The sequence below is a fragment of the Cytobacillus sp. FSL R7-0696 genome (assembly GCF_038006865.1).
Lineage (GTDB): Bacteria > Bacillota > Bacilli > Bacillales > Cytobacillaceae > Cytobacillus > Cytobacillus kochii.
Window position 1 is genome coordinate 2,404,777 of sequence record NZ_JBBOWA010000001.1, and the last position, 12,834, is coordinate 2,417,610.

The following is a 12,834-nucleotide window of genomic DNA, read 5'->3' on the forward strand; positions in this document are numbered from 1 at the left end:
TTGGACACGCTTTACTTTTTACATAGAGGAGGTTTCTGATTTGGATCAAACATTTGAGTTAGTTTCAAAATATTCCCCACAAGGTGATCAACCGGCAGCGATTAAAGAGCTTGTAAATGGGATTCAAGAGGGGAAAAAGCATCAGACATTACTAGGTGCAACTGGAACCGGGAAAACGTTCACTGTTTCTAACGTCATTAAAGAAGTGAATAAACCAACGTTAGTAATTGCTCATAATAAGACGTTAGCAGGTCAATTATATAGTGAATTTAAAGAGTTCTTCCCCAATAATGCGGTAGAGTATTTTGTTAGTTACTATGACTACTATCAACCAGAAGCATATGTTCCATCCACTGACACATTTATTGAGAAAGATGCGAGTATTAATGATGAAATAGATAAGCTCCGTCATTCAGCTACCTCCTCATTATTTGAAAGAAATGATGTTATTATCATCGCCAGTGTTTCTTGCATTTATGGTTTAGGATCCCCTGAGGAATATAGAGAACTTGTCTTAAGCTTAAGAACGGGAATGGAAATAGAGCGAAATCAATTATTAAGGAAACTAGTCGACATACAATATGAGCGCAATGATATGAACTTTATACGTGGGACATTTCGTGTACGTGGTGATGTCGTAGAGATATTCCCTGCTTCGAGAGACGAGCATTGTTTACGTGTGGAGTTTTTTGGAGATGAAATAGATCGGATTCGGGAAGTCGATGCTTTGACCGGAGAAATATTAGGCGATCGTGATCATGTAGCCATTTTCCCGGCATCTCACTTCGTTACCCGAGAAGAGAAAATGCGTGTAGCTATCGAAAATATTGAAAAAGAATTAGAAGAAAGACTGGCATACTTACATGAAGAAGGTCATTTATTACAGGCACAACGCCTAGAACAAAGAACGCGATATGATCTAGAGATGATGAGAGAGATGGGTTTTTGTTCAGGGATTGAAAACTACTCTCGTCATTTAACTCTTCGTCCAGCTGGTTCAACTCCTTATACTTTACTTGACTACTTTCCAAAGGACTTCTTACTTGTTATTGATGAATCTCATGTGACATTGCCGCAAATAAGAGGGATGTATAATGGTGACCAAGCCCGTAAGAATGTATTAGTAGAACATGGTTTTCGTCTTCCTTCTGCAATGGATAACCGTCCTCTTACTTTTTCTGAGTTTGAAGATCATATTAGCCAGATTGTTTATGTTTCTGCGACTCCAGGTCCATATGAATTAGAACAAACACCTGAAATGATTGAACAAATCATTAGACCTACTGGATTGTTAGATCCTATTATTGATGTCCGACCAATAGACGGCCAGATTGATGATTTAATTGGTGAAATTAATGACAGAATTGAGAAAAATGAACGTGTTCTCATTACGACTTTAACGAAAAAAATGTCTGAGGATTTAACGGATTATTTAAAGGAAATTGGTATGAAGGTTCAATACCTACATTCCGAAGTGAAAACCCTTGAGCGAATTGAGATTATTAGGGAGCTTCGTATGGGTACCTATGATGTGTTAATAGGTATTAATTTATTGCGAGAAGGGCTTGATATTCCAGAAGTTTCACTCGTAGCGATCCTTGATGCCGACAAAGAAGGATTTTTACGTTCAGAACGTTCACTTATCCAAACGATTGGGCGTGCTGCTCGTAATGCAAATGGTCAAGTTATAATGTATGCTGACCGAATGACAGACTCGATGACAAAAGCTATAAGTGAAACGAAACGCCGCCGTAGCATCCAAGAAGATTACAACACAGAACACGGTATCACGCCACAGACGATACAAAAAGAAATTCGTGATGTAATTAGAGCGACACAAGCAGCGGAAACGCCAGAGGAATATAATAGTGCTGATAAATTAAGTCAATTAAATAAAAAAGAACGTCAAAAATTAATAGCAGATATGGAGAAAGAGATGAAGACTGCAGCAAAGGATTTAAATTTCGAACGAGCGGCAGAGCTTCGTGATCTTATTCTTGAACTGAAGGCGGAAGGATGATGAACGGAAATGGCAATGGAGAAATTGATTGTTAAAGGTGCTAGGGCACATAATTTAAAAAATGTCGATGTAACAATCCCAAGGGATAAGCTTGTTGTCCTAACGGGATTATCAGGATCGGGAAAATCGTCCTTAGCGTTTGATACGATTTATGCAGAAGGACAGCGCCGTTATGTTGAATCCCTCTCTGCCTATGCAAGACAGTTCTTAGGACAAATGGATAAGCCGGATGTGGATACGATTGAAGGTTTATCTCCTGCGATTTCTATAGACCAAAAAACAACTAGTAAAAACCCTCGTTCAACGGTAGGAACTGTAACAGAAATCTATGATTATTTACGTCTATTATTTGCGAGAGTAGGACACCCAACCTGCCCTAATCATAATATAGAAATTTCTTCCCAAACTGTTGAACAAATGGTAGATCGCATTATGGAATATCCGGAAAGAACAAGATTGCAAGTACTGGGACCTGTTGTGTCTGGTAGAAAAGGAACACATGTAAAGGTATTAGAAGAGGTAAAGAAACAAGGGTTTGTTCGTGTTCGGGTTGATGGTGATATGCTCGATTTAGGAGAAGAAATCGAGCTTGAGAAAAATAAAAAACATTCTATTGAAGTGGTTATTGACAGAATTGTTGTGAAGGAGGGCGTGGAGGCCAGATTAGCTGACTCGCTCGAAACAGCACTGAAAATGGGAGAAGGAAAAGTCATAGTTGATGTGATTGGAGAAGAGGAATTATTATTCAGTGAAAATCATGCTTGTCCTATTTGTGGTTTTTCAATTGGAGAACTTGAACCGAGAATGTTCTCTTTTAATAGTCCTTTCGGTGCCTGTCCCGATTGTGATGGCTTAGGTGTAAAGCTAGAAGTAGATCCGGATTTAGTCATCCCTAATAAAGATCTCACATTGAAGCAGCATGCGATTGCACCTTGGGAACCGAATAGTTCACAATACTATCCACAGCTTTTGGAAGCAGTATGTACGCATTATGGCATTGATATGGATATCCCCGTATCAGCTATTCCAGATGAACAAATAGATAAAATCCTTTATGGTTCTGGTAAAGAAAAAATATATTTTAAATATGAAAATGATTATGGCCAAGTGCGTGAATCACATATTGCCTTTGAAGGTGTGATGAATAATATAAAGAGAAGATATAAGGAGACAAGCTCTGATTATATTCGTGAACAGATGGAGAAGTACATGGGGGAACATAAATGTCCTACGTGTAAAGGCTACCGTCTAAAGAAAGAAAGCTTAGCAGTCTTGATTGATGGACATCATGTTGGAAAGCTTACAGATTTATCTGTTGAAGAAGCTTATGACTTTTTTGGGCAATTACACTTAACAGAAAAAGAAATGAAAATTGCTAATTTGATCATGAGAGAAATTAAAGAACGTCTTGGATTTCTTATTAACGTTGGCTTGGATTATTTAACGCTCAGCCGGGCTGCTGGAACTCTCTCAGGTGGGGAAGCCCAACGAATTCGTTTAGCAACCCAAATTGGTTCACGGTTGACTGGAGTGTTGTATATTCTTGATGAACCTTCTATTGGATTGCATCAAAGGGATAATGACCGATTAATCGAAACGTTAAAGAACATGCGTGATATCGGTAATACGTTAATTGTGGTAGAGCATGATGAAGATACGATGCTTGCAGCGGATTATTTAATTGATGTGGGTCCAGGTGCAGGGGTGCATGGTGGTGAAATTGTTTCCAAAGGTACACCAGAAGAAGTTATGAAAGATGATTACTCTTTAACCGGTCAATATTTATCAGGGAAAAGATTTATCCCACTGCCGATAGAAAGAAGAAAAGGTGACGGTCGTTTTATTGAGATTAAAGGGGCTAAAGAGAATAACTTGAAGAATGTGAACGTCAAGTTCCCTCTTGGTACATTCACGGCTGTGACTGGTGTCTCAGGCTCAGGGAAGAGTACGTTAATCAATGAGATTCTCCATAAAAGCTTAGCGCAAAAACTACATCGAGCGAAAAGTAAGCCGGGTGCACATAAGGAAGTGAAAGGAATTGATCAATTAGACAAAGTCATAGATATTGATCAATCGCCTATCGGAAGAACGCCACGTTCTAATCCGGCTACCTATACAGGAGTATTCGATGACATTCGTGATGTGTATGCTTCTACAAATGAAGCAAAAGTTAGGGGCTATAAGAAGGGGCGCTTTAGTTTTAACGTCAAAGGTGGCCGTTGTGAGGCCTGTCGTGGAGATGGGATTATTAAAATCGAAATGCATTTTCTTCCTGATGTATATGTGCCATGTGAAGTCTGCCATGGAAAACGTTATAATCGCGAGACGTTAGAAGTTAAATATAAAGGGAAGAGTATTGCAGAAATCTTAGAAATGACCGTGGAAGATGCACTTACCTTCTTTGAAAATATCCCTAAAATTCGTCGTAAGTTGCAAACAATCTATGATGTTGGATTGAGTTATGTTAAATTGGGCCAACCAGCGACAACCTTATCAGGTGGAGAAGCACAAAGGGTAAAACTGGCTTCTGAACTACATCGTCGTTCTAATGGTAAATCATTTTATATTTTAGATGAACCAACCACGGGCTTGCATGTCGATGATATCGCTCGTTTACTTAATGTCTTGCAGCGCCTTGTTGAAAATGGAGATACAGTGCTCGTGATTGAACATAATTTAGATGTAATTAAAGCTGCTGACCATTTAATTGATTTGGGTCCTGAAGGTGGACTTAAAGGGGGGACAATCCTAGCTACAGGTACTCCTGAAGTGATTGCAGAAACAGCCGAGTCTTATACAGGAAAATATTTAAAACCGATTCTTCAACGTGATCGCAAAAGAATGAAAGAGCAAATTGAGCATAAAGAAGCAAGTGTAACGAATGCTTAATGGTTTTAATAGAAAATACCACGGGTCTATGTAGTGACCCCTAAAAGTTAGACACAGTTATTTCATGAGGCAACTTGTTCAAAATGAGTTCGGTATTGTACCGGACTCATTTTCAATTTTCCCTTTAACCGTTTCCTATTATAGTATTCTATATATTTTTCTAATTCTAGTTTAAAGTGGTTCACACTTTCAAATTCCTTAAAATAAAGCAATTCTGACTTCAGTATCCCAAAGAAGTTTTCCATTACAGAGTTATCGTAACAGTTACCTTTACGTGACATACTCTGTTTAACCCCTTTTGCTTGAAGCAAGTTGCGATATTGGTTCATTTGATAATGCCATCCTTGGTCGGAATGCATGAGTAATTGATGCCTTTCTGGTAAGGATTCTAATGCTTTTTCTAACATGTCCGAAACTAATGAATACGTTGGTCGAGAACCGATGGTATACGTAATAATTTCACCATTAAATAAATCTAATACAGGCGATAGATACAGCTTTTCACCAAATAGCTTGAATTCTGTAATATCTGTTACCCATTTTTCATTCGGTGCGTCCGCACTAAATTGACGGTCTAAATGATTTGGCGCTATTTTACCGACTGTGCCTTTATAAGATTTATACCTTTTCATCCGCACTAGGCATCTTAAACCCAGCTCTTTCATGATTCGTTGAACCTTCTTATGATTTACTTTTTTCCCACGATTCACTAGCTCATCCCGAATACGACGGTAACCGTAACGACCTTCATGTTCTTCATAAATGGCTTGGATTTCTCCTTTTATATCGGTGTCTGGATCAAGTCGATTCATTCGTTTTACTAAATTATAATAGGTGCTGCGTGGAATGCCAGCGAGTTTTACGAGTGACTTCACCGAATACTTATGCCTTAACTCATAGACTACTTGTGCTTTGTCTTGTTTGGTGATTTTTCCTTGTTTTGAACTAAGGCATTCAACTTTTTTAAATACTCATTTTCCATTTCCAGTTGTTTTATTCGATTTTCTAGTGCTTCAAAAGAACGGTCAGTAGAACTTTGTTTATTTGAATCTTTTTTCATGGATAGACGCCCCTGTTCCTGTGACTGAAGGGCATCTATCCCTTGTGTTTCAAACTTTCTTTTCCATACAGCTAGAGTGGAATGCGCTGGGATATTAAAAATAGCTGCCGTTTCACATAGAGAAGTACCATTTTCAGTCATATATTGTAGTACTTCTAGTTTAAACATTTGTGTATAACTTGTACAACGTTTCACCAATGCCTCTGCACCATTGTAGTTGTATTGTCTTACCCATTTAACAATCGATTTGTGATCTATTCCAATAGATTCTCCAATTTCTCTGTAACTTTCTTTTCCGCTTAAATAGCGAGTCACGGCTTGTAGCTTCATTTCCGCAGTAAATTTGGACAAAAAAACTGCACCTCCAATAGTTGTAGATAGTGTCTAACAATTGGGGTGCAGTTCACTATCGGCTCGTGGTATTTCCTATTAAAAAAGATAAAGATTTGTAACTCTATAGCAAAAGGGATGTAACTATCCTTCGTTATAATCATAGTATTATAAGGGGAGAGGGTGACTATACGATTATGGAAGATTATTTAGCTAAATCATTAGAGGAATGGAAAGAAGATATCTCTGAAGTGCTTAGTCAAATTAATGAGGAATATGATCAAATTAAGCTTGAGCTAAAACTTTACTCCTATAAATATGGAATAACTAAACAAGTCATTCAATCTACTGTCAACGATGAGATTATTGAAAGTATAAGAGAACGTTATCACAGACCGTTTGAAGAGAAGTATAATGATTTGAAGGAGCGTGCAAAAGATTTGGAAGAAAAAAGAAAAGTATTTCAAATGTTCGTTAACAAGATTGATGAGGTTAAGCGTAAGGAATCTCCTCGCACAACTGACTTGGCGGCCTATCAATAAATTTTTATAGGTACATAGCTTAAGCAGGTCCTAGGTCATAAATATCCAGGACCTGTTTGGGTTTTACTAATTTAATTCGCAACGATTTACCTTCTTTAACTCTTCATTTTCCCTATACCACAGGAAACGAACCTTCAAATCTAGACCTCATGACATAAATCCCAGTCAGACTTGAGACTGGTTTTTTTATTTAAGTGAAACTTTTGCCCCTGACTATCGTACAATTGAGTAAAGAAAAATTGAAGTATAAGCCTAATTTTCGCTGATTAGGGGTAAAAATGAAATATAACCAACTTTCATTTTTCAATACTAATCATGCTGGAGATTGTCCTAAGCATACTTATTAGATATTGATACTTATTTAGCCTAAGATAAAAAGGATAATAGGGCATAGACAAAATGAACCTTATGGAGGGAATAGAATGAAGGAAGAAAGAAAACGCATTTTAAAAATGGTGGAGGATGGAAAATTATCTGTTGAAGAAGCTTTAACTTTATTAGAGAAATTAGAAAAAGCCGAAGATACGGCTGAGCAAAAGCAAGAAGAAATTATTAAAGAATTGTCTACAGCAGTAAAATTTGAAGAAGAGAAAAAAGAAGAACCTTTTAATTATAAATTTAATTCAGCAAAAGATAAGATCATTGATTTTGTCGACTCTGCATTTAAAAAGATTAAAGATGTCGATTTAGACTTTAACTTCGGACAGTCACATAGTATATCCCATATTTTCCATCAATCTGACGGTACCTTTAATGAAATTGAAGTAGATGTCGCAAACGGAGCTATCAAAGTTGTACCGTGGTCACAGACTGATGTAAGAGCAGAGTGTGAAGTAAAAGTGTATCGTGCGGAGTCTCAAGATGAGGCTCGGAAAAAATTCTTGGAGGATGCTGTATTTACCGTTGTAGATGATAAGCTGAAGTTCTCTACTCAACAAAAATGGATAAAGTTAGATGCGATACTATATGTACCTGAGAAGGAATATAATAAATTAAAACTTCGTACCTTTAATGGACCGATTGAAAGTGAAAAGCTAAAAGCGAAAACCTTTAAGGCAAAAACGGCAAACGGTAAAATTACAGCAAAGCAATTACAAAGTAAACATGCAGAGTTAGAAACCGTTCATGGAAAAATCCATGTTGAAAATGGCACGGTTGATATACTTGAAGCAGAGACGATAAACGGTGCTGTACATGTAGATGGAGATTATGAGAGAGTGAATGCACATTCTTTTAATGGGAATGTAGCTTGTGCTGTTGGGGGTTCCCGCTGTGAATCGATTGAAGCAAAAGCAACAACTGGAAATGTAGAAGTAACACTTCCCCCGTTTGCAGAAGTAAGTGGTGAACTTAAAACGAATTTAGGAAGTTTTGATATTCATATTGAGGGAATTGAGATATTAGAGGAAAAGAGTGATGTTATTCAGAAGGTGCTTCGTTTCCGCTCTATTAAAGATCCTCAAGGTGGTTTAAGGTTAAATGCAGATACAAAAACAGGGTCTGTCACAGTAAAAAAATCTAGCTCAGTTTTCTAATGGAAAGGTGTCATATGTATGAAATGGTTAATTGGTATTGTCATTAATGCCATATTATTTATTGCTTTATCTGGCTTTATAGGAGATTCTTTTTATTTATCAGGTTTCGGATCTGCCTTGTTAGCTAGTTTTATCCTATCCATTCTTAATATAATTGTTAGACCGATATTGATTTTATTGACATTACCAATTACGGTCATTTCGTTAGGGTTATTTTTATTCGTTATCAATGCAGTAACCTTAATGATTACGAGTGGATTAATGGGAGATACTTTTGAGATTGCCGGCTTTGGCACAGCTATTCTGGTGGCAATTATTATGTCAGTAGCAAATTTGATTATACAAAAGGTTCTCTGGGATTAAGTAAAAACACACCGCCTTCTTTAAATGGGTGGTGTGTTTTTGCTTTTAGTTGCAATTGAAAACTCCTTAGCAAATGAATGTAATATTTGAATCAAGCGCAGACTCATGTCATCAGGGCTGACATCATAACCATTTTCAATCCAGTTGACGAGTAGTCCTGCTGTCCCATGGGCCATATAGAGTTTATGGACCGAGTAGTTAATATCTAGTTGATTAATCGCTGATAAGATAAAGCTCTCTTCCAATACTTCATAAATCGCTTTAGGTAGATCTCGATGCAATCCTGGGATGGTATCGTTTTTTAATAAAAGATTGAAATAAGCTTGCTCAGAGTATATGAAGTGTGTTAGTTCAAATGATTTTGGATCCATCTCGGTAATACTGATGGCTTTGCCTTTTTCATATTTATTCATGCTTTTTTCTTTTACTTGTTTGAACATTTCTCTTTGCAATTCATCCGTTAGACCTTGCTTATCTTGAAAATGAAGATAAAACGTCGTGCGATTATAATCGGCTCGCTTAATAATATCCGTCACTGTTACATGGCTATAGCCTTTTTCATGAATAAGGTCAATGAAAGCTTTTTTGAAAGAGGATTTCGTCCGCTCACTTTGCTTAGAGATATTACTTTTATACTCAACCAATGTATTTTTCCTCCTAAAATAAACACATTATAGTAATGTGTAGATTCTATCGACAAATTCAAAAGAATTACTGATTGTTGCTAATTATGAATCCGTTTACACTAAAAGAGAAGTTGTGAAAATAGTACCACAACGCATATGAAAGGGGTAGTTTTATATGAATCGTTTTGAAGATAAAGTCGTTATCATTACAGGTGGGGGATCTGGACTTGGTAGAGCGGCAGCAAATCAAGTAGCAGTAGAAGGCGGTAAACTTGTTTTAGTAGATTTAAATGCAAAAGGCTTAGAGGAAAGTAAACAAGAAATACTTACAGCAGCACCTCAAGCAGAGATAGAAACAATCGAAGCGAACGTAGCGAATGAAGAAGATGTAAAAAAATACGTGGCGTTTGCTGTTGAGAAATTTGGTAAAATCGATGGCTTCTTCAATAATGCAGGCATCGAAGGGAAACAAAACTTAACAGAAGACTTCGGTATCGAAGAATTCCAACGTGTAGTTGATATTAACTTAAACGGTGTATTTTACGGTATGAAGCATGTGTTAAAAGTGATGAAAGAACAAGGTCATGGTTCAATTGTTAATACCGCTTCCGTTGGTGGAATCCGTGGAGTTGGTAATCAATCAGGGTATGCTGCAAGTAAACATGGTGTAGTAGGCTTAACAAGAAACTCTGGAATCGAATATGGCCAATTTGGTGTAAGTATTAAAGCAATCGCTCCTGGTGCGATTATGACGCCGATGGTTGAAGGATCATTGAAACAAATGGGCGGAGACAATTGGGAAGAAGCAGGAAAAGAATTTGTTAGCGTCAATCCAATGAAACGCTTTGGTAAACCAGAAGAAGTCGGCTACCTAGTAGCATTCTTACTATCAAACCAAGCAGACTTCATTAATGCAACGGTTGTACCGATCGATGGTGGACAATCTTATAAATATTAATAATGATGAATGAAGCAGGGAGATGAGACATCTTCCTGCTTTTTTGAGCTTAAAATCTAATAACACCTTCGATTCAAGCAAAAACCACGTCGACTACCAAAGACCCTATAAATCACCGTACAATATAGAATAGTCTTTGAATCCCCGGGCAGAATGCCTTAATTACATCCTTTCACCTTTACAAAAGGTATCTATTACATTTAATTCCCTATTTAAAATCACTAAATCAGCTTCCTTGCCACGATCGATACTACCGATGCAATGAAACTGGCCGATTTTCTTTGCTGGGTTGACGGTAGCCATATGGATGGCTTCATGCAAAGCGATATCAGTAAAATGTATCATATTTTTAATCGCTTCATTCATCTTTAGTATACTTCCGACAAGCGTTCCATCGACTAATGTCGCTACACCTGATTGCAGATGAACTGTTTGTCCACCTAACTCATATTCCCCATCTTCCATATGCTTTGCCCTTATACTGTCAGTAATTAATATCAGGCTTTGATATCCTTTAACCTTCAACAGCAGTTGAATCATTTCTGGGCTAATATGGTAGACCATCGGCAATGATTTCAGCAGTAAAGGAATCAAGTAAAAGTGCGGCACCTGCTGTCCCAATTTCGCGATGATGTATGCCAAGCATACCATTGAAGAGGTGAGTCATATGAGAGACGCCGTAAGAATGAACGGTTTCGACTTGTTCGAAAGTAGCTTCTGAATGACCAATTGATGGGATGGCTCCGTCTGCAATTATTTGGTGTAATAACCTTTGGTGTGGATCCATTTCGGGTGCATACGTAACCAGTTTTATTTGACCTTGAGCCAGTGATTGCCAGTAGGAAAATAAATGGGGATTGGACTCTTGTATATCTGCTTTTGGCTGTGCACCTGCCTGATGTAGATTGATAAAAGGGCCCTCTAGATGTATGCCAAGTACTTTTGCCCCTTTATAAGCATGAAAACGGGCGATATTTTCAATGGCTTGAGTTATTTTTTTTGTTGGAGAAGTAATGGTTGTTGCTAAGAAACTTGTTGTTCCTTCTTTAGGTAATATCTGTGAAATGGTCTTTAAGGCAGTGGCTGTACCATCCATCGCATCGGCACCAGCCACACCATGTATATGGAGATCAATAAAGCCAGGACTAATATAGCTACTGTTTTTTAAATCATATATGTAATCGTAGCGAGTAGTCTGTGGACATGAAGCCATTTCACCGAAATCTTCAATCAGATGGCCATTTAATGTCAGATAACTGTTTGGTGAAACATAATGTTGAAAAATAATATCGGCATTAATAAAAAGGGTCTTCTTATCCATTAACTAAAATCCCTCCCTTTTGTTCAATGTATTGATTAGTCATTCTCTCCATTTATTTCGTTTCAGTGTATAATAAACAACGAGAGTCGACAATGATATGGAACGGGTTTTTTTGTATACAATGACAGTTTCAATTTAAAGCGTTTGGTTCTCGCGTAAAAAGTGCTAAAATAAAAAACGTATCAGATGAGAATGGATGAAAGAAGAATAGATAACTACAGGGTAAGGAGGGGTAAGAGTGGCAAAGGTTCGCACAAAGGATGTTATCGAAAAATTCGGGTTAGAATTACTAAGCGGTGAAGAAGGTATCAACCGTCCGATTGTTACGAGTGATATTTCTCGACCAGGTCTTGAATTGGCTGGCTATTTTGATTATTTTCCGGCAGAACGCATACAATTATTAGGGAAAACAGAACTGTCATTTGCTGAAAAACTAAATGACGAAGAGAGAGAAGCAAGACTGGAGATGCTATGCTCTGACATTACTCCAGCAATCATTATTACGAGAGAGCTAGAAGTACCAGAAGAATTACTTGAAGCGGCTGAGAGAGAAGCCGTACCGATTTTAAGAACAAAGCAAAAAACCACGCGTTTTTCTAGCCTTTTGACGAATTTCCTAGAAAGTAAGTTAGCCCCTACGACTGCCATTCATGGAGTGTTAGTCGATATATATGGCGTGGGAGTCCTCATTACAGGAAAGAGTGGTGTCGGTAAGAGTGAGACGGCATTAGAACTTGTCAAAAGAGGACATCGCTTAGTAGCGGACGATTGTGTAGAAATTAGACAAGAAGATGAGGACACATTAGTCGGTAGTGCACCAGAACTCATTGAGCATTTATTAGAAATTCGTGGACTCGGTATTATTAATGTCATGACTTTATTTGGTGCAGGTGCCATTCGCCGATTTAAAAAGATTTCCCTTGTGATGGACTTAGAAATATGGGATGCTCAAAAACAGTATGATCGTTTAGGTTTAGAAGAAGAAAAGATGAAGATTATTGATACGGAGTTAATTAAAATGACCATTCCTGTCCGCCCAGGTCGAAACTTAGCGGTTATTATTGAGGTAGCGGCAATGAATTTTAGATTAAAACGTATGGGTGTAAATGCAGCAGAGCAATTTACAAATCGATTAACGGATGTAATTGAAGATGGCGATCATGAAGATCGTTGAGATTTATTAATACATA

Annotated in this window: 11 protein-coding genes; 7 read left to right on the forward strand and 4 right to left on the reverse strand. The window is 37.6% G+C overall.

Annotated elements, in window-relative coordinates; all coding sequences use genetic code 11:
- The first annotated feature begins 40 nt into the window (after positions 1-40).
- Positions 41-2,020 carry an excinuclease ABC subunit UvrB gene (uvrB, locus tag MKX29_RS12340; protein WP_251162104.1) on the forward strand — a complete coding sequence of 660 codons (1,980 nt, stop codon included), beginning with the start codon at positions 41-43 and terminating at the stop codon, positions 2,018-2,020.
- A gap of 9 nt (positions 2,021-2,029) precedes the next feature.
- Positions 2,030-4,909: an excinuclease ABC subunit UvrA gene (gene uvrA, locus MKX29_RS12345; protein ID WP_224937114.1), complete on the forward strand. Its 2,880-nt coding sequence runs from the start codon at positions 2,030-2,032 to the stop codon at positions 4,907-4,909.
- A gap of 62 nt (positions 4,910-4,971) precedes the next feature.
- On the opposite strand, the gene MKX29_RS12350 is transcribed toward uvrA, so the two are convergent.
- Positions 4,972-6,320 (reverse strand): IS3 family transposase gene (locus MKX29_RS12350; RefSeq protein WP_224935613.1). Its coding sequence is split into 2 segments (ribosomal slippage): positions 4,972-5,876 and positions 5,876-6,320, totalling 1,350 coding nucleotides; the frame shifts between segments, so codons are not numbered across the junction.
- Between the two features lie 176 nt (positions 6,321-6,496).
- Between MKX29_RS12350 and MKX29_RS12355 the strand changes: the two genes are divergently transcribed.
- The 3 genes from MKX29_RS12355 to MKX29_RS12365 all read left to right on the forward strand — a co-directional run bounded on the left by MKX29_RS12355 (position 6,497) and on the right by MKX29_RS12365 (position 8,739).
- Positions 6,497-6,841, forward strand: coding sequence for a hypothetical protein (locus tag MKX29_RS12355; RefSeq protein WP_341105752.1), 345 nt, complete (start codon positions 6,497-6,499; stop codon positions 6,839-6,841).
- Positions 6,842-7,263: 422 nt separating this feature from the next.
- Positions 7,264-8,376 (forward strand): DUF4097 family beta strand repeat-containing protein, encoded by a 1,113-nt coding sequence (locus MKX29_RS12360; RefSeq protein ID WP_251162102.1) that lies wholly within the window; start codon positions 7,264-7,266, stop codon positions 8,374-8,376.
- An 18-nt stretch (positions 8,377-8,394) separates the two neighbouring features.
- Entirely contained in the window at positions 8,395-8,739 is a 345-nt protein-coding gene (locus MKX29_RS12365) for a phage holin family protein (protein ID WP_095371870.1), read from the forward strand.
- Between the two features lie 20 nt (positions 8,740-8,759).
- On the opposite strand, the gene MKX29_RS12370 is transcribed toward MKX29_RS12365, so the two are convergent.
- A complete protein-coding gene (locus MKX29_RS12370; protein WP_341105754.1) occupies positions 8,760-9,383 on the reverse strand; it encodes a TetR/AcrR family transcriptional regulator in 624 nt (207 codons plus the stop codon).
- Between the two features lie 157 nt (positions 9,384-9,540).
- Here MKX29_RS12370 and MKX29_RS12375 point away from each other — a divergent pair, with 157 nt between their 5' ends.
- On the forward strand, positions 9,541-10,323 hold the full coding sequence (locus tag MKX29_RS12375; RefSeq protein ID WP_224937111.1) for an SDR family oxidoreductase: 783 nt from the start codon (positions 9,541-9,543) through the stop codon (positions 10,321-10,323).
- Between the two features lie 162 nt (positions 10,324-10,485).
- Here the strand turns inward: MKX29_RS12375 and MKX29_RS12380 are convergent, their stop codons facing one another.
- Positions 10,486-10,917: an amidohydrolase family protein gene (locus MKX29_RS12380; RefSeq protein WP_341105756.1), complete on the reverse strand. Its 432-nt coding sequence runs from the start codon at positions 10,915-10,917 to the stop codon at positions 10,486-10,488.
- Positions 10,871-11,644 (reverse strand): N-acetylglucosamine-6-phosphate deacetylase, encoded by a 774-nt coding sequence (locus tag MKX29_RS12385; protein WP_341105759.1) that lies wholly within the window; start codon positions 11,642-11,644, stop codon positions 10,871-10,873. Before MKX29_RS12385 ends, MKX29_RS12380 begins: the two co-directional genes overlap by 47 nt.
- Before the next feature lie 238 nt (positions 11,645-11,882).
- Here MKX29_RS12385 and hprK point away from each other — a divergent pair, with 238 nt between their 5' ends.
- Complete coding sequence (hprK, locus tag MKX29_RS12390; RefSeq protein WP_095371874.1) at positions 11,883-12,818, forward strand: HPr(Ser) kinase/phosphatase; 936 nt, start codon at positions 11,883-11,885, stop codon at positions 12,816-12,818.
- Positions 12,819-12,834 lie beyond the last annotated feature (16 nt).

Bases quoted from the DNA above. Each gene is read 5' to 3' on its own strand.
- uvrA (WP_224937114.1), top strand. From the start codon at position 2,030: ATGGCAATGGAGAAATTGATTGTTAAAGGTGCTAGGGCACATAATTTA.
- MKX29_RS12355 (WP_341105752.1), top strand. From the start codon at position 6,497: ATGGAAGATTATTTAGCTAAATCATTAGAGGAATGGAAAGAAGATATC.
- MKX29_RS12360 (WP_251162102.1), top strand. From the start codon at position 7,264: ATGAAGGAAGAAAGAAAACGCATTTTAAAAATGGTGGAGGATGGAAAA.
- MKX29_RS12365 (WP_095371870.1), top strand. From the start codon at position 8,395: ATGAAATGGTTAATTGGTATTGTCATTAATGCCATATTATTTATTGCT.
- MKX29_RS12375 (WP_224937111.1), top strand. From the start codon at position 9,541: ATGAATCGTTTTGAAGATAAAGTCGTTATCATTACAGGTGGGGGATCT.
- MKX29_RS12385 (WP_341105759.1), bottom strand. From the start codon at position 11,644: ATGGATAAGAAGACCCTTTTTATTAATGCCGATATTATTTTTCAACAT.